The 17,987-nt window shown below is 41.0% G+C and carries 13 protein-coding genes; 12 read left to right on the top strand and 1 reads right to left on the bottom strand.

Going from position 1 to position 17,987, the window contains the following annotated elements:
• The 5 genes from H6A61_RS13335 to H6A61_RS13315 all read left to right on the top strand — a co-directional run.
• Positions 1-428, top strand: a 428-nt coding sequence (locus H6A61_RS13335) for a PD-(D/E)XK nuclease domain-containing protein (RefSeq protein ID WP_204394312.1), incomplete at its 5' end; no start/stop codon positions are given.
• A 189-nt stretch (positions 429-617) separates the two neighbouring features.
• Positions 618-2,903 (top strand): ABC transporter permease, encoded by a 2,286-nt coding sequence (locus tag H6A61_RS13330; protein ID WP_204394310.1) that lies wholly within the window; start codon positions 618-620, stop codon positions 2,901-2,903.
• A gap of 204 nt (positions 2,904-3,107) precedes the next feature.
• Positions 3,108-4,973 (top strand): ABC transporter permease, encoded by a 1,866-nt coding sequence (locus H6A61_RS13325; RefSeq protein ID WP_204394308.1) that lies wholly within the window; start codon positions 3,108-3,110, stop codon positions 4,971-4,973.
• An 87-nt stretch (positions 4,974-5,060) separates the two neighbouring features.
• Positions 5,061-5,465, top strand: coding sequence for an ABC transporter permease (locus H6A61_RS13320; RefSeq protein WP_204394306.1), 405 nt, complete (start codon positions 5,061-5,063; stop codon positions 5,463-5,465).
• Positions 5,466-5,498: 33 nt separating this feature from the next.
• Positions 5,499-6,173 (top strand): ABC transporter ATP-binding protein, encoded by a 675-nt coding sequence (locus H6A61_RS13315; RefSeq protein ID WP_204394304.1) that lies wholly within the window; start codon positions 5,499-5,501, stop codon positions 6,171-6,173.
• Between the two features lie 4 nt (positions 6,174-6,177).
• Here H6A61_RS13315 and H6A61_RS13310 read toward each other — a convergent pair whose 3' ends face one another.
• Positions 6,178-6,570 (bottom strand): DUF2721 domain-containing protein, encoded by a 393-nt coding sequence (locus tag H6A61_RS13310; RefSeq protein ID WP_154045134.1) that lies wholly within the window; start codon positions 6,568-6,570, stop codon positions 6,178-6,180.
• A 199-nt stretch (positions 6,571-6,769) separates the two neighbouring features.
• Between H6A61_RS13310 and H6A61_RS13305 the strand changes: the two genes are divergently transcribed.
• The 7 genes from H6A61_RS13305 (at position 6,770) to H6A61_RS13275 (ending at position 17,810) form a co-directional block, all read left to right on the top strand.
• Positions 6,770-7,144 (top strand): hypothetical protein, encoded by a 375-nt coding sequence (locus tag H6A61_RS13305; protein ID WP_204394303.1) that lies wholly within the window; start codon positions 6,770-6,772, stop codon positions 7,142-7,144.
• A gap of 104 nt (positions 7,145-7,248) precedes the next feature.
• Complete coding sequence (locus tag H6A61_RS13300) at positions 7,249-8,394, top strand: efflux RND transporter periplasmic adaptor subunit (RefSeq protein ID WP_204394301.1); 1,146 nt, start codon at positions 7,249-7,251, stop codon at positions 8,392-8,394.
• A 12-nt stretch (positions 8,395-8,406) separates the two neighbouring features.
• Complete coding sequence (locus H6A61_RS13295; protein ID WP_204394299.1) at positions 8,407-11,556, top strand: efflux RND transporter permease subunit; 3,150 nt, start codon at positions 8,407-8,409, stop codon at positions 11,554-11,556.
• On the top strand, positions 11,543-12,979 hold the full coding sequence (locus H6A61_RS13290; RefSeq protein WP_204394297.1) for an efflux transporter outer membrane subunit: 1,437 nt from the start codon (positions 11,543-11,545) through the stop codon (positions 12,977-12,979). Before H6A61_RS13295 ends, H6A61_RS13290 begins: the two co-directional genes overlap by 14 nt.
• A 202-nt stretch (positions 12,980-13,181) precedes the next feature.
• Complete coding sequence (locus tag H6A61_RS13285; RefSeq protein WP_154045139.1) at positions 13,182-13,907, top strand: DNA alkylation repair protein; 726 nt, start codon at positions 13,182-13,184, stop codon at positions 13,905-13,907.
• A gap of 34 nt (positions 13,908-13,941) precedes the next feature.
• Entirely contained in the window at positions 13,942-14,580 is a 639-nt protein-coding gene (locus H6A61_RS13280) for a nitroreductase family protein (RefSeq protein WP_204394296.1), read from the top strand.
• A 188-nt stretch (positions 14,581-14,768) separates the two neighbouring features.
• The gene (locus H6A61_RS13275) at positions 14,769-17,810 is read left to right on the top strand and encodes a chondroitinase family polysaccharide lyase (RefSeq protein WP_239469222.1); all 3,042 of its coding nucleotides are present in this window, start codon (positions 14,769-14,771) and stop codon (positions 17,808-17,810) included.
• Positions 17,811-17,987: the final 177 nt, after the last annotated feature.

Here is a 17,987-nt window from a genome sequence, read left to right as displayed (position 1 = left end):
ATATGAATATGCATGGCAGGAATACCAGCTTCCATATAATGAATTTCATCAAGGAACTGGAAAAAGGAAAGATTGATAGTTTCATGGAGCGTCTTCAAAGTCTCTTTTCAGATACTCCATACGAGTTAATCCGCGACACAGAGCTTCATTATCAGAATGTTCTTTTCATAGTCTTCCGTCTTATGGGTTTCTTTACTCATGCCGAGTATCATACATCTCAGGGTAGGATAGATATGGTGGTGAAGACTCCACAGTATATCTATGTAATGGAATTCAAGTTTGAAGGCAGTGCCGAGGATGCCATAGCTCAAATAGAATCCCGAAACTATGCCCTTCCTTTCATGTCCGATGACCGTAAGGTTTATAAGATAGGGGTTAATTTTAGTGAGGAAACAAGAAATATAGAAAAGTGGATAGTAGCAGAATAAGGTGAAAAACGATATATCTACTGTGTGAAGCGTGCGAATTCGCAATGATAATGTGCGGATACGCACGCTTCCTTTATACAGATGGTTTACGTAATTTCTTTATAATCAGAGTGGTATGTAAATGGCATGTTTTTTGATTATTTAATTATGTAAATAATAGTATGAAATATAAATTAAAATACTCAAAATATGATACTACATTATTTGAAAGTGGCAGTTCGGAACCTGATGAAATATAAGGTTCACAGTCTTATTTCAGCATTATGTCTTGCTGTGGGAATAGTCTGTTATACATTGGTGGCATATTGGATAAATGCTTATAATAGCATGATAAATATACATGATGAAGAAGTAGTAACATTTAGGCTTGAAGATGAAGATGGCCGGTGGAGTCTGTTTACGCCGGTTGATGTTGAACGGATAGAGAATCTTCATATTGATGGATTGTCGGATATTACAGTTAAATTTCCGTCAAGACAGGCTGAGATAGATGTAATAGATAAGGACCAGAAAGAAAAGCCTTTTCTAGTAAACTATACTGTGGTAAACGGAAATACTTTTTCATTCTATGGATTGGATTTATTGTATGGTAACCGTATTCCGGAGAAAAAGGATGAAGTCGTTATATCACGTTCTTTTGCAGAAAAGGCTTTTGGTCAAGACAATCCGATTGGGGCTGTGATACATCTGACGGAATCTGTTTACGATTTCGACAAGGGGATTCGTGATTACAAGGTTGTAAATGTGGCCGAAGACAACTGGGCGTTTCCCAGAGTAGATTGCTATTTTCCATATATGGTTTTTCCTCAGGGATTCATGGAAGTGTATGCACTCCTAGGTGATGGTACAACTCTGTCTGCGCTTAACGATAATCTGCAGAATCTTAAATTTGTAAATAATGGAAAGGACTACAGTGTATCTGCATTGAGTTTTTCTGATGATTCCCAAAAAAAACAGATGACAATAATTTTTTCAATTGTACTGTTCGTCACATCGCTCATATTGCTTTCCGGAATGATTAACTTCCTGAAGTTTGCTATACAGATGTTTTATAACCGACAGAGGGAAGTCGCTTTGCGTAAAAGTATGGGGTCTGATGCCCAGGGATTGTTTATGCTTCTGTTTTCAGAGGTATTCTGCATGCTTACAGTGTCATTTTTGCTGTCAATTGTTATAACGGAAATTGTAGTTGATACATGTCATACTTATATCTCATCCGACGATTTGCCATACATTGATTTGCCGGAAGTATATTGGGTACAGACAAGGTGTTTTGTTTCCCTTCTTGTTATCTGTTTACTTGTGGTTTATGTTCCGGTATGGCGTTTGCGACGTTCCTGTATAGGCTATCATGTTCGCATAAACAACAATAAGCATGTCTTTCGTTCTGTCATGATGTGGCTTCAATTGAGTATTGCTATATTCTTTGTCGGAAATGTTTTGTATATAAACATTGCTTTTAATAAGGCTTTCTATTCCGTATACAGACCGGTTTCTGATGATGAGGAAGCCCGTATTATTGAGTTCAAGCCAAGTACATATCGCTTAAGACAGAATATAACGCATGTAGTTGATGCATTCAGAAAGATGCCGGAGATTGTTGATGAGATAACTTTGTGGGGAGTGTTGGATTCTCGTATAAAACAGAGATATATTAAGGCTGATGGTACACATTCTTTTATAAAAATTATAAAGGGTAATGCCAATTACTTCCAGTTCTTTAATATCCCTCATCAGGGTGAAATGACGGAGTCGGAAGATGCTGTTTATGTAAGTGAGAGATTTATGAGACAATTGGAGAAAGACAGTATTTCCGGAACTGTTTTCATTCAAGGTACTTCATACCGTATAGCTGGTACATATAAAGCCCTGTATGGAGAGAATGAAGATGATCCACGTACAATCGGTTCGGCATTCTTCCCGGTAAAACCTTTTGGAACTTTTTATTTTAAGATTGCTGAAGGGAAGGATACAGACGAAGTGATTGGTAAGATGAAAGATATTTGCAGGGAATATGTTCCGGAAACATTACCTTTGGATATTAAACCGATAACCGACAGGAAACAGACTTTGCTTGGTACGGTGGGTTTAGTCGGAACACTTGTCAATGTATTGGCTTTTGTCAGTCTGCTGTTGGTGGTTCTAAGCATATATTCTGCCATTTCGCTTGATACAGCCGGACGGCAGAAGGAGGTTGCCATAAGGAAAATAAACGGTGCTTCGCCGGTTAAGATAGCTTTTATGTTCGGACGTTCATATATGTTGATTTATATTTTGTCGTTTGCTGCTGCATTTCCCTTTGTATATTATTTTGCGTCAATTGTCTTTATGGATGGTACTTTCCAGGTTAATATGGATTGGGGAATGGTTTTAGCCTTGTTCGTTTCAATGTTGATTGTGGTTTTAGTTACTGTAGCATATAAGATATATAAGGTTATGCATATTAATCCGGCAGAGATTATTAAGACTGAATAAGTGATATATATTGAATTGTGCTATGTGTGCGTATTTGTAACAAAAACGTGCGATAACGCACATATACTGAATGTGTTGTATTTTGGTAAATAGCAGATTGCTAGTGACTTAATGCTTTGGCACGATTATTGATATAATATTTACAGGTGAAATGACTTTTTTTGATATATGTTATTGATAAAGATTAAATATGCGATTCGTTTTTTGTTTCGTGCAAAGTCATATACGGTTATCAATCTTGTAGGGCTTTCGTTGAGTCTTGCCTGTTGTATAATATTGTTACGATATATCCACAGGGAACTTACGGTGGATAATCATGCCAATGACTTAAGTTCTATAATCGTTCCTTTAAGGGATATAGACGGTAATATTTATCCGGCTGAGAATCCGAACAATAAAGATTATTCGGTATATGAAAAGTATATAGAAGACAGATGTAAACTTATTGAAGAAGAAAATTCTACTATAGTCAGCGATGATGTTTCCTACAAAACAAACCTGATGGCTGCAGATACAACATTCTTCCATTTTTTTAATTATCGTGTATTGGAAGGAAATCTTTCTTTAGATAGTCCCCATGATGTTATACTTACAGAGGACTATGCCATGAGACTGTTTGGGAAAGAATCTCCTGTAGGCAAAAATATCTATTTTGATGGAAAGATGCTTACAGTGTCCGGTGTTATTGAACAACCTCTATGTAAGACCACATTCAATTTTGATGTTTTGGTCTCTCAAAAATTAAGGCTGGATTGGGGAGTACTTAATATTGAATTGATTCGTGTAAATTCTGGTTTCGATATTCTGAAGCAGAATGAAAAGAGTAATGTATATCGTTTGCATAAACGGAATAACCTAAGTGGTAATATCCAGACCAGGTATAAATATATTTCATGGAAAGATTTTTATTTTGAGTCATCCATTTCTAAAAAATATGACAGTATCTTCATATTTGGAAACAAAGAGTATATCTTAGTTCTGTCTGGAGTGGTGCTCCTTTTATTTCTTGTTGGTTTACTGAACTTTGTAAATCTCTATTCTGTCGTAATGCAAAAGCGTAGAAGGGTTTATGGAGTGAAGAAGGTCTTTGGTTTGTCCGTTGGAGGACTTTTTGCTGAAATGTGGATGGAGAATTTCCTTTTGTTTGCATGTGCTGTATTCCTTTCATGGTGTATTGTAGAAACCTCTTCCGGATTATGGGAGGGACTGTTTTCGGAGAAAATACCTGTTACCGGTTTTGACTGGTATTTGTCGTTGGGATTATTGTTGTTCGTGCCTCTCTTTACGGCTATATTCTTTTATTTCAGATATGGTTACAGGAAACCGGTAGCATGTATGCGTTCAGCCATGTCGGATAACGGAACAATGTTCTCACGCTATTTATTCTTATTTTTACAGTATTCTATCACATTGTTTCTCATGATACTGTCCTTATATTTCCAGCGTCATTTTGATTTCCTTATTAATTCTTCTCATGGATATCAGACTGATGATATTCTGGTTGCGCAGTTATATAATCAAAACAGAATATTTAATAGTATAACACATCAACAATTAAAAGAACGCTACCGGTGTATTGATGAAGTTGGGAATAAATTAAATGAGTGTCCTTTTATAGAATGTTGGATGAATTCATCGACAACAGTATTGAAGGGATTTCCAACTCGTATTATTAATAATAGTGATGAGATGTTTGAATTACAGGCGAAATATGTTTCTGCAGATTTTTTTGATTTATGGGGATTGAAAATTGTAGATGGGGGATTGCCGGATAATATAAATAATGTCGATGAAAGCGTCATTGTTTTAAATAAATATGCAATGAAATTACTGGGATATACCGGTTTGGAAAATGCATCTGTAAGGAGTACCTCAGCCTTGATGGTATATATGAAGAATAACGGTGAAATAGGTGAGTACGGAGTTAATATGACCCCGGTCTCAGCAGTGGTTGAGGATTATTATATGGGACATCTTACGGAAGGAATCAAACCTATGATCTTTATTGTGGGGGCTAAGGATGCAGAAGGGGATGTTATGATAAAAGTGAAGAAAGACAGAGAAAAATAAGTTATAGACTATCTTCGCAAAGTTGAAAAAGAAATATATAACTCAGAGGATTTTACATATAAATGGGCTGACGATATAGTGGCAGAAATGTATCAGAAAGATAAAGAGACTGCACATATATATACTGTTTTCTCATATATCGCTATAGTGATATCATGTTTGGGACTGTTGGGTATATCTCTGTTTGATATTCGTCGCAGGTATCGTGAGATTGCAATCCGTAAGGTAAATGGTGCCAAGCCTAAAGATTTGTATATTATACTAGGTATGAGCTATATGCTTAATCTGGTGTTGGCATTTGTTGTTGCAGCGCCTGTATCATGGATTGTCATTTATTATTATACGGCATCTTTCGTAGAAAAGGCACCTGTTACATTTGGACTGTTTGTCATTCCACTGTTTATCGTATTGATTTTATCTATGCTGACATTATATTATCAGATAAACAAGGCTGCACATATCAATCCTGCCGAAGTAATTAAGAGTGAATAAATATAGAAAAATAACATTTTAAATTCTACTAATATGATTAAGACAGAAAATTTGAAAAAGGTATTCCGCACAGAGGAAGTGGAAACCTGGGCATTGAATAATGTAAGTATTGAAGTAAAGAAAGGTGAGTTTGTGGCTATCATGGGACCTTCCGGATGTGGTAAGTCTACATTGCTCAACATTCTCGGACTGCTTGATAACCCTACTGACGGAACTTATTACCTTAATGGAGTAGAAGTGTCAAAATTCACGGAATCGCAACGTACTGATATAAGGAAGGGAGTTATAGGTTTCGTATTCCAGAGCTTTAACCTTATTGATGAACTGAACGTGTATGAGAATATAGAATTGCCTCTTTTGTATATGGGAGTACTGTCGTCAGAAAGAAAAAAGAGGGTAGAAGAGGCTATGAACCGTATGGATATATCCCACCGTTCCAAGCATTTCCCTCAGCAGCTTTCCGGTGGTCAGCAGCAGCGTGTAGCCATAGCTCGTGCAGTCGTAGCTAATCCTCAGCTTATCCTTGCCGATGAGCCTACCGGAAATCTAGATTCAAAAAACGGTAAAGAGGTTATGTCTCTTTTGAGTGAGTTGCATAAGGATGGCACTACCATTGCCATGGTTACACATTCACGTCATGATGCAAGTTATGCCGACAGAATAATCAATCTGTTCGACGGTGAGGTGGTAAATGAAGTTAGCGAATGATTTTTTATTTCTCCATATCCCTCAGATGTATCTCAAGTGCCTTTACGGATATATGTATTTCCCAAATTGAAATACCGAGTGATGCTATAAGCAACAGCAGTGCTATGCCGAATACATACACTGCTGTTGTATGAAATCCTATATAAATCAGAAACATTGTGATTACGCAGAGAAACAGGCTTGATATGCCGAGTACCTGCATGCTTCGTGTCAGGTAAAGCCGGCGGCGCAGATTGTCTATCTGTGCTGCTGTCACTTCCGAGTGTTTCTGTACATATTGTTCTTTGAGCGTCCTTACAAGCTGTGCGTACGACAGAAATCTGTTTGTGTATGCCAGTAGTATGAGTGATACTGCCGAGAACAGCAGTGCAGGTGTGCTTAAGTTCAGTTCTTCCATATGTTTATGTTTTTATATCGTTTTATTATACGCAAAGTTAGCTTTAAAATCTGAAAATATAGTCTTTTTGTAAGGTTTTACGTAAAAAGAACTAACTTTTTATCCTTTTTATGTTAAAACAGACTAAAACCTGAACATATATTTTTATACATTATTATCAGATATTAATTTTGTAAGAGATTAAAGATAGGGTTTTGTAATGTTTTCACATAAAGTAGCAGGTAAATATATATCCAGAATAGTTTGTATGGTCATGTTTGTGCTCATACAGTTCGATGTGTTCGGATATGACTTGATTTATGCTACTGTTTGTGATGATGAGCGGTCTGTCGTTTTGACTTTGGACGATGAATCTTCTATAAGCGATTCTCAGGGGGAATATGCAGAGTGGTCTGATCCTTCTTATAGAACATCATCTGTTCGTTTCTTTTTTGATTCTGTCTATCCTATTTTTTCTATACCTATATATTCTTTTGAATATTCAAGGCTAGGAGTACAACCTTATGTTTATGAAAATCCGGTTTCTATAACGGATAGTCAATCTTATATTATGTTCAGGGCTTTGCTGATCTAGCATAGTCTGTCTTTTTATGTCATGACTTTCGTGTCATGTCTTGAATATGAATCTTATTCAAACAAAACACATAGTATCTTTTTAAAATTCTATTACGTAATCTTATGAAAATTTCTATTCAGAAGGTTGCCTTCTTGTCGTTGTTGGCAGGGGTGCTTCCTGCGTGCCATGAGACCGGCACAAATCAGGTTAGAAGCGATGGTTCTATACCTGTAACAGTTCTTCAACCTACTACGGTAGAATTGCCGCGTACATATGTGGCTGATATCCAGGCTATACAGTTTGTAGAAATAAAACCAAAGGTGGAAGGATACGTCAAAGAAGTATTGATTGACGAAGGTGAGTTCGTGAAAAAAGGACAGCCGATGTTCCGTCTGAGTTCAGAAAACTATGCAGAGGCGGTGAAAGAAGCTGAGGCAAACTACAAACAGACTGAGGCAGAACTTGAAATGGCTAATTATGAGACTGAACGCATCGAGCGTCTTGTAAACAAACAGATTTATTCGCCAATCCGTCTTGAGCAGGCAAAGAGGGAACGTGAGGTGGCTCGCATGAAGGTTGAGCAGGCACGTGCGCAGATGCAGCGTGCGCAGATGGATTTGAAATATACCACAATCACTTCACCTTTCACCGGTTATGCCGACCGTATTCCTTATAAGGTTGGTAGCCTTGTAAGTCCTGAAAGCTTGCTTACCACTGTGAGCGATATCTCAGAGATTTTTGCTTATTATAAAGTAAACGAAAGTGAATATCTCCGTATCCGCCGTGCCCAGCTTCAGGGTACTGATGTCCAGCAGCAGAACAATGTTGAACTTATTCTAGCAGATGGAACCGTTTATCAGTATAAGGGGGTTATAGAAACAGTAGAGGGTGATTTCGAACGTGGTACAGGTTCTATTGCTTTCCGTGTTCGTTTCCCTAATCCGGAAGGACTTCTTAAACACGGTGTAACAGGTAAAATCCGCCTTATGACTAAGATGGAAGATATCTGTCTTGTCCCTCAGAAATCGACTTTTGAGATTCAGGACTTTACATACGTATATCTGGTAGATAGTGCCGGTACAGCCAAGGTGCGTAGCTTCAACCCAATAGAACGCTATCATAACTATTATATCACCGACGACCTCGGCGCAAACACGACTATAGTTTACGAAGGTGTGCAGATGATCCGCGACGGTATGCATATCAAGACAGATACTATCCCGTTTGCTGATGTGAGAAAAGAACTTCATTTGGAAAACGTCGAATAATCTCTTCAGCCTATGTTCAAGTTATTTATTCGTCGTCCGATTCTTTCGGCGGTTATATCGGTAATATTCGTGTGCTTAGGGGTACTGGCTATCGTCTCTCTTCCTATCACGCAGTATCCGGATATCGTGCCGCCGTCCGTTACGGTCACTGCCCGCTACACGGGTGCCAGTGCCGATGTTATGACCAAGACTGTAGCTACTCCGCTCGAACGTGCCATCAACGGTGTGCCGGGCATGACTTATATGACTACAGTCTGTACCAACGACGGTATGTCGCTCACCACTATCTATTTCAAGGTAGGAACAGACCCTGATGTGGCTGCTGTGAATGTGCAGAACCGTGTGACTACAGTCCTCGATGAGTTGCCTGAAGAAGTTATCCGCGCCGGTGTGGTTACGGAGAAGGAGGTAAACAGTATGTTGATGTACCTCAACATCTTCAGTACCGACAGTACTCATACAGAGAAATTCGTATATAACTTTGCCGATATCAATATCCTCCGCGAGCTGAAACGTATCGACGGTGTGGGATTTGTTGAAATCATGGGTAGCCGTGACTACGCTATGCGTGTATGGCTTAATCCGAGTCGTTTGGCTGCATATAACATGGTGCCGCAGGATGTTACTGAGGCTATCCGCCGTCAGAACATCGAGGCAGCGCCGGGTAAGACTGGTATCAGTTCCGACAAACTTCCGCAGCAGTTGCAGTACGTGTTGCAATATACCGGAAAGTTCAGTACACCTGAGGAGTATGGCGAGATTGTTTTGAAGGCCATGCCTGACGGTTCGCTCCTGCGACTCAAGGATGTTGCTACCATTGAGTTCGACTCTGAGGACTATAACATGATTTCCATGACCGACGGTCGTCCTTCGGCATCTATCATGATCAAGCAGCGTCCGGGTTCTAATGCCAGCGAGGTAATCAAGAACATCAAGACACGTATGGAAGAAATTAAAGAGAGCAGTTTCGCTCCGGGTATGGAATATAATATTGCGTACGACGTGTCGCGCTTCCTCGACGCTTCCATCGCGTCAGTGCTGAAGACACTTGTCGAGGCATTCCTCCTTGTGTTCGTGGTGGTATATATCTTCCTTCAGGACTTCCGCTCTACGCTTATTCCTGCCATCGCCGTTCCGGTGTCGCTCGTCGGAACATTTTTCTTCATGCAGGTTTTGGGCTTCTCCATAAACATGCTTACTCTGTTTGCACTTGTGCTTGCCATAGGTATTGTGGTGGACAATGCCATTGTCGTGGTTGAGGCTGTCCACGTTAAGATGCACGAAGAGAAACTCTCTCCATACAAAGCCTCTGTGGCAGCTATGAAGGAAATCGGTGGTGCCATCGTTGCCATTACTCTTGTCATGTCGGCAGTGTTCGTGCCTGTAGGTTTCATGGAAGGTACAGTCGGTATATTCTATCGTCAGTTCTCGCTCACACTTGCCGTGGCTATTGTCATTTCGGGTATAAATGCCTTGACTCTGTCGCCTGCACTCTGTGCCATGTTGCTCCGTCCGGCTGCTCACGGAAAGAAGAAGGCTACTCTCATGCGCCGTTTCTTCGTTGTGTTCAATCGTGGATATGCACGTTTTGAACGCCGCTATAATCTCGGACTTTCCAAGTATCTGGGCCGCCGCTCATTCACATACCTCACCCTGTTGCTTTTCCTTGCCGCCACATACGGTATCAATCTCGTACTTCCTACAGGATTTATCCCTAATGAAGATCAGGGTATGATATATATCAACGTAGATGCACCTCCGGGGGCTACTGTTGAACGAAGCGAGAAAGCTTTGAGTCAGGTTCAGGCGGCGTTACTTCCACTTGAGGAAATTGAGAGTATTTCTACACTGGCGGGCTACAGTCTTATGACCGAGACAGAAGGTGCCAGCTACGGTATGGGTATGATTAACCTCAAGCCGTGGGACGAAAGAGAGCAGACTGTGGATGAACTTATGCGCACATACGCCGACCGCGTGTCGCACATCAAGGATGCCGACATCCAGTTCTTCCTTCCGCCGTCGGTTCCGGGCTTCGGTAATGCCAGCGGTTTCGAGCTTCGATTGCAGGACAAGACTGCGGGCGACTTCCATGAGTTTGCCGAAGTGGCTGACAATCTGGTAGAGAAACTCAATGCCGACCCTCGCATACAGGGTGTTACATCAGGATTTAATCCTAACTTCCCTCAGTACCTCTTGAAAGTCGATTTGGCAAAGGCTGCCAAGTTGGGTGTTGACCTTGACAAGTCGATGGAGACACTTCAGGCATATATCGGAAGTTTCTATTCATCAAACTTCATCCGTTTCGGACAGATGTATAAGGTTATGATTCAGGCTTCTCCTGAGTACCGTATGAATCCGGAAGATATCTATAAGCTTTATGCCAAGAACAGTGACGGCAATGTGGTGCCATACTCCAACTTCCTCACTATGGAACGTATCTATGGTCCGAGCCAGATTACACGTTACAATATGTTTACTTCCGCGCTCATTACCGGCGAAGGTGAGGGTGGAGTAAGTACCGGTGAGGTAATCAAGGTAGTTGAGGAAATCTGTAAGGAAGTCCTTCCTCGCGGTTACGATGTTGAATGGTCCGGCGTTACCCGCGAAGAGAAAGACTCCGGCGGACAGACATTCATGATATTCGGTATCTGTCTTCTGTTCGTATATCTGCTTCTTGCCGCACAGTACGAGAGCTTGCTTCTGCCGTTCTCCGTTATACTGTCGTTGCCTGCAGGTATCTTCGGTTCTTATTTCTTCCTCCAGGTAGCGGGGCTTGAAAACAATATCTATGCCCAGGTGGCGCTCGTCATGCTTATTGGTCTGTTGGGTAAGAATGCCATCCTTATTGTGGAAATGGCAAACCAGTTCCGTGCAGCGGGAGCTACTCCATTCGAAGCAGCTGTCAAGGGAGCCGTGAGCCGTCTGCGTCCTATCCTTATGACTTCGTTCGCATTCATCTGCGGTCTTATTCCGCTTGTGCTTGCTACGGGAGCCGGAGCATTGGGTAACCGTTCCATCGGTACAGCCGCAGCAGGAGGTATGTTTATAGGTACGTTTGTGGGAATCTTCCTCGTGCCGGGATTATATTTGGTATTTGAAACACTGTCGGTTTATCTCAACCGCAATAAAGTCAGCTATTTAGAAGAAGATGATGAAGAATAAATTTGCATATATAGCTTTTATGGCTTCGGCACTGGCTATGGGAGGGTGTAAGGCACCTTCCCTTACGCCGACGGAGAAGTTCGACCTGCCCGAAGCGTTTATAGAAGACACAGATACAGCCACTATGGCTTCTATTTCATGGAAAGAGTTTTTTCCGGATGCGTATTTGGTTGAATATATTGATTCTGCACTGGCAAACAATCATTCTTTCCTAAAGACAATAGAGAATGTTTCCATAGCACGTGCACAGATGAAAGCCGGAAAAGGTGCGTTGTTCCCTGAAATATCGTTGGGTATTGACGGAGGCATACAGCGTTTCGGCGAATATACCATGGACGGAGTGGGAAACAGCACTACCAATACTCCGGATCTTGTAAAGGACAAGCATATTCCAGATCCGTATAAGAATCTTAACTTAGGACTGAATTTTCAGTGGGAGGCAGATATATGGGGAAAACTCACTGACAAGAAGCGTTCGGCAGTGTCGCGCTGGATGAAATCAGTTGAGGCTCAACGCCTGGCTCAGACTATGCTTGTTGGCGAAGTGGCAGATATGTATTATAGACTTGTAGGACTTGACAAGAAGCAATATGTTCTTGAAGAGGCTATCCGTAAGACTGCTGCTTCATATCTTCTTGCCAATGAGTTGATGAACGAGGGCGAGGAGTCAAGGCTTTCTGTCGATCAGTTCCGCTCACGCCGTCTTAAACTGGAAGAAATGCTTCTCGACACAGAACAGCAGATAGCTGAAACCGAGCGGGCATTTGCTCTTCTTTTGGGACGTATGCCTTTCGACATAAAACGATCTTCTTTCGAGAAGATAAGTGATTATACTTTCCCTGTGGAGACAGGCATACCTGCTCAGATTTTGCGTAACCGCCCGGATGTGGTTGCTGCAGAACTTGAACTGCTGGCATGCAAGTCGGATGCATCTGCAGCACGCAAGGCTTTTTTCCCTTCGCTGGTTATCGGAGGAGGTGCAGGCTTCAATGCTTTCAGCCTTGATAAATGGTTCTCTTCGCCAGCCTCGATGGTGTATAATCTTGCGGCAGGAATTTCCGCTCCTATTTTCAAGCGTAACGAGATACGTGCATTGTGGGAGGAGGCGAATGGAAGACAGCGTATAGCCTTGCTTGATTATCATGAAACGGTTCTCCGTTCGTATCTTGAAGTTGTGGATCTGATAACGTCGTCAGAACAGATGAACCTTCGCAAAGCCTTGAAGGAGGAAGAAAGCCGAATTCATCACCGTTCTATATACAATGCAAATGAGTTGTTCAAGACCGGATTTGCAGGATATCTGGATGTCCTTTCTGCCGATGAGCGTTATCTGGACTGTGAACTCGAGAGAATAGAGTTGAATATAGCTTATTGTCAGGTACATACGATGCTTTACAGGGCACTGGGAGGAGGTAGCTTTTAGTGTTAAGAAACTGTTAAAAAAAACGTGCGCACATTCGAGACAAAATGTGCGCCCATTTAACTTTAAACGTGCGCCCATTTTACCTTAAACGGACGCACGTTTTTTTTGAGGCATTAGAAAGGATTATTTCGTATATTGTTTTTATATTTGCTAACCATCTGAACAGATAAGATAAATTCATTATATATAGACATCATTTTTCATGGAAAAATCTGAAAATGCATTCCTGTTGCATGGCAAACCTGTAAGGGAGTATATCCTGAAACTGGCTGAAAATTCAAATAAGGAATTTGCCGAGAAATTGAATCCCGGAGTGGAAAATGTTCTTGGATTGCGTCTGCCAGACCTGAGAAAATTGGCAATTGAAATAGCCAGGTCAGACTGGAAGGCATATCTGGCTGATGCTCCATCGTTATATATGGAGGAAAGGATGCTTCATGGACTTGTGTTGGGATATATTAAGCCGGATGATGATATCGAAAATTATCTTTCTTATGTAACACGTTTTGTAAAGATTATAAACAGCTGGTCTGTGTGCGACTCTTTCAAATTTGCCGGAAGCAAGAAATATCTATCCTCTCATTCTGACAGAATATGGGAGTATCTTAAATCTTTCATATGCTCAGATAAGGAATATGAGATACGTTTCGGAGTGGTAATGACGATGAAATATTTTATTGATGACAGCCATATTGATGAGTTGTTCGGATTTTATGATAGTATCCATCATGACGGATATTACGTGAAAATGGCAGTGGCATGGGCTGTATCTTTCTGCTTTGTGGCATACCCTGAGAAGACAATAGAATATCTGAAAAGGGCGAAACTTGATGACTTTACTTATAATAAATCAATTCAGAAGACAATAGAGTCATATCGTGTTGATGAAGAAATGAAAATGCGCTTGCGTGTCATGCGACGAAAATGAAAATTGATAGGAAAACTAAAAACAAATATTCATTATGAAAACAATTTCAAGATTATTTCTAATTGCAGGATTGGTGTCTTTGTCTGCTTGCACACCATCGCAGAAAAGTACCGAAGTACAGAATGTAACATCCGAAAATCAGGTGATAGAAACCATTATGTCGCGTAGAAGTATCCGCAAATACAAGCAGCAGCCTGTTGAACAGGAAAAACTGCAGCAGATACTTGACTGTGGTATAAACGCTCCTAACGGTCAGAATAAGCAGTCTTGGGAAATCCGTGTAGTTAATACTCCGGAATACATATCCGAACTTGACTCTTTGAACAGAAGTCTGGCATTGGCAAAAGGAATGGACGCTTCCAAAATCCGCCATGCGTCATATGGGGCGCCGGTGATGATTTTCATAGCAAACGATCCTTCGTACGATTTCTCACAGGTGGATTGCGGTCTTCTAGGTGCAAACATGATTCTTACTGCACAATCTTTGGGATTGGGTTCATGCTGTCTTGGTGGAATAGCCAGAACAATGAAACTTCCAGAAGCCGAATCTTTGCTTAAACGTCTTGAACTTCCTGAAAACTATAATCTGCTTTATGCCATATCTTTCGGGTATCCGGATGAATCGCCTGCGGCTAAACCTCGTAAGGCTGAAAAAATAAAGTTTATAGAGTGATATTATATCAGGAATATAAAAAATATGGAAACACACGGACAAATATATGTTCGTGTGTTTTTTAATATAATAAATTTTGTATCTTTGCCTTGAAAAGTAAAATATTTACATCAATGTAAAAGAATTAAATGTATATATTTATGAAAGAAATCGTTAATCTTAAATTTAAAGCGAAATTAAGCTTGGCTATGGCATCTTTTGTGGCGCTTGGAGCATCTGCTCAAGTTGTTAAGCATGAAAGAATGCTTTCATTTGAAGATGGGGTAGTACCATCATTCATAACTACCGACAAAGGTATGCTCGGTATCAATGACGAACATTACAAGGATGGGCTGCATTGTATGCAATGGGAGTATAAGCCCGGTTCTGTATTGTCTATCAAGAAAGATTTGAAATTCGAAAAGCTCGATCCTTCAGGAAAAGACCTCTATCTCTCAGCGTTTATAGTTTGGGTGTATAATGAAAAAGCACAGGACAAGAAAATCCGTTTTGAGTTTTTAAAGGACGGTAAGGTATGTACTTCATTCCCTTTCGGCATTAACTTCACAGGATGGCGTGCCGCATGGGTTTGCTACGAAAGGGATATGGAAGGAACGCCTGAAGAGGGTATGAACGAAATCCGTGTTCAGGCTCCTGATGTGGAAGGTACTTTGTTCTTTGACCATGTAATAACAGCCAGCAAGGTCGATCCACGTCAGCAGACAGCAGATGTACAGGTACCGTTCGTAAATAAAGACACCAAGAGCCATTGGCTTCTCATCTATCCGCATTCATTGTGGAAGCCGGATATTGAACTTAGAGATTTGACAGAAAAAGATAGACAGGACATTCAGCTTATGGAGAAACGCTTCCGTGATATGCTATATACCCCGTCTGAATTGACACAAAAGGAAGTCAGTGCAATAAAAAAGGCATTTGCCAGATATGATATTGTATATAAAAACGGAAAGGTGAGCGGTATGCCTATCTTCATGGTACGCCAGGCTGAGGCGTACGAACGCATGATTGACGGATGGGACAAAGATATGTTCACTAAGCTGGGCATGGAGATGAACAATTATTTCAATCTTATGAAGCGTGTGGCTATTGCATACAATAATGCGGTCAAGGATGAGGATAAAAAAGAACTGGAATATATCTTCAATGCCATGTATGATCATATAACAGATCAGGGAGTTGCATATGGTAGCTGTTGGGGTAATATCCATCATTACGGATATAGCATGAGGGGCTTGTATCCGGCATATTTCCTGATGAAAGATGTACTTAGAAAGAGAGGCAAGCTTCAGGAAGCGGAAAATACACTACGCTGGTATTCCATTGCAAATGAGGTATATCCGAAACCTACTGGAAACGGTATTGACATAGATACTTTCAATACACAGACACAAGGACGTATAGCCAGCATACTTATAATGGAAGATACTCCTGAGAAGTTGCAATATCTGCGTTCGTTCTCCAGGTGGATAGATTACGGATGTCGTCCTGCAACAGGACTTATGGGCTCGTTCAAGGTTGACGGAGCATCTTTCCATCATTGTAATAATTATCCAGCTTACGCTGTTGGTGGTCTTGACGGGGCTACAAATATGATTTATCTCTTTAGCGGTACTGACATGAGACTTTCTGAGGAGGCACATAGTACAGTGAAGAAAGTTCTTCTAACTATGCGTTTCTATTGCAACACACGTCAATGGGCCTTGTCAATGTCCGGAAGACATCCTAACGGTAAGGGACAATTGATACCTATACAGTATGCTATGATGGCAATATCAGGTACACCTGATGGAAAGAAAAACATAGACCCGGATATGGCTGCCGCATATCTCCGTCTGATGTCGCTCAATGCTTCTTTGGATAAGGACGCGCCTGACTATTTGCCGCAAACATCGAATAAACTGGAGCTTAAACTGAAAAAACAGCTTGAGGACAGTGGTTATAAACCTGAACCGGAACCACAGGGAAATCTTGCCCTCGGATACGGTTGTGTGAGTGTACAGCGTCGTGATAATTGGGCTGCTGTAGTCAGAGGACACTCCAGATATCTCTGGGCAGCGGAACATTATCTGGATGCCAATTTCTACGGACGATATCTGGCACATGGCAGCATGCAGATACTTACAGGTAAGCCTGGCCAACTAGTAACCTTTGCTACTTCAGGTTGGCAGGAGAATGGATTTGACTGGAATCGTTTCCCTGGAGCAACATCAATACATCTTCCGTTCGATAAGTTGCGTGCTGTAGTGCTGAATGTGGATACATATTCAGGTATGGAAGAGATGCTTTATTCTGACGAAGCTTTTGCGGGTGGACTTTCTCAGGCTGGAGTGAACGGAAATTTCGGTATGAAATTGCATGAACATGATAAATATAACGGCTCTCACAGAGCTAGAAAATCATATCATTTCTTTGATGGAACTATCGTATGCTTGGGCTCTGATATAGAAAATGATGTAAAGGATTATGAAACAGAAACAACTGTATTCCAACTTGCTGCAATAACTCAGGAAATGAAAGATTATTGGCAGAATTATAAATCAGACGGCAGGGTATTCATTGATCCTAATGGAGTGGGATACTATTTGTCAAAAGAAACTGCAGCTGAAGCTAAGTTTGAGAAGAAGTTCCCGCAGACTACTGTCGGTGAGAGAAATCCTAATCCGACAACAGGTGATTGGGTTTCATTGGTTGTAGCTCATGGTAAGGCTCCTAAAGCTAAGGGATATGAATATGCGGTATTGCCACGTACTGACATGAATGCTCTGAATAAGTTTGCCAAGAAACCAGACTATAAGGTTCTTCAACGTGACAGAAATGCGCATATAGTAAGTACTGCTGATGGAAAACTGACATCATACGTTCTGTTTGAGACACCTCAAGACGGGTTGCCAAAAGGACTTCTTTTGAAGGCGGATACTTCATGCCTTGTAATGGTGAAGGACAATAAAGACAAGGTTCTTCTGACAGTGTCACAACCAGATCTTGCATTGTATCGTGGAGCTAGTGATGAGGCATTCGATGAGAACGGAAAGAGAAAGGAACGCAGTATTTATTCACGTCCTTGGAAATTCAACGAAAGTCAGGAGATACCTGTTACTGTAACTATCAAAGGTAAATGGAGCGTAAAGGAAACTCCTTTCTGTAAGATAGTTTCATCTGATAAGAAACAGACGGTTCTGAAGTTTACTTGCAAGGATGCGGCAAGTTATGACGTTGAACTTTTAAAGTAATTTCTTATTGACATAATTGGAAATCATAAATATATATGCAGGAAGATGATTGTATCTTCCTGCATATTTTATGTACGCTCAGCATGAGTATTAGCTAACGGGTGCAAGTCCCCAATGAGCCCTAATAGCGGGAATCATACAGCCAAAAGCAAGGGTGTCCATCGCGAGGTGGAATCT

Origin of the sequence: Bacteroides caecigallinarum, assembly GCF_016901995.1 — a bacterium.
Taxonomy (GTDB): Bacteria; Bacteroidota; Bacteroidia; order Bacteroidales; family Bacteroidaceae; genus Phocaeicola; species Phocaeicola cellulolyticus.
The sequence above is the reverse complement of the archived record's forward strand: the minus strand, read 5'-3'. Positions and strand labels throughout refer to the sequence as shown.

Bases quoted from the DNA above. Each gene is read 5' to 3' on its own strand.
- H6A61_RS13290 (WP_204394297.1), top strand. From the start codon at position 11,543: ATGATGAAGAATAAATTTGCATATATAGCTTTTATGGCTTCGGCACTG.
- H6A61_RS13285 (WP_154045139.1), top strand. From the start codon at position 13,182: ATGGAAAAATCTGAAAATGCATTCCTGTTGCATGGCAAACCTGTAAGG.
- H6A61_RS13280 (WP_204394296.1), top strand. From the start codon at position 13,942: ATGAAAACAATTTCAAGATTATTTCTAATTGCAGGATTGGTGTCTTTG.
- H6A61_RS13330 (WP_204394310.1), top strand. From the start codon at position 618: ATGATACTACATTATTTGAAAGTGGCAGTTCGGAACCTGATGAAATAT.
- H6A61_RS13295 (WP_204394299.1), top strand. From the start codon at position 8,407: ATGTTCAAGTTATTTATTCGTCGTCCGATTCTTTCGGCGGTTATATCG.
- H6A61_RS13275 (WP_239469222.1), top strand. From the start codon at position 14,769: ATGGCATCTTTTGTGGCGCTTGGAGCATCTGCTCAAGTTGTTAAGCAT.
- H6A61_RS13315 (WP_204394304.1), top strand. From the start codon at position 5,499: ATGATTAAGACAGAAAATTTGAAAAAGGTATTCCGCACAGAGGAAGTG.
- H6A61_RS13305 (WP_204394303.1), top strand. From the start codon at position 6,770: ATGTTTTCACATAAAGTAGCAGGTAAATATATATCCAGAATAGTTTGT.
- H6A61_RS13300 (WP_204394301.1), top strand. From the start codon at position 7,249: ATGAAAATTTCTATTCAGAAGGTTGCCTTCTTGTCGTTGTTGGCAGGG.
- H6A61_RS13310 (WP_154045134.1), bottom strand. From the start codon at position 6,570: ATGGAAGAACTGAACTTAAGCACACCTGCACTGCTGTTCTCGGCAGTA.
- H6A61_RS13320 (WP_204394306.1), top strand. From the start codon at position 5,061: ATGTATCAGAAAGATAAAGAGACTGCACATATATATACTGTTTTCTCA.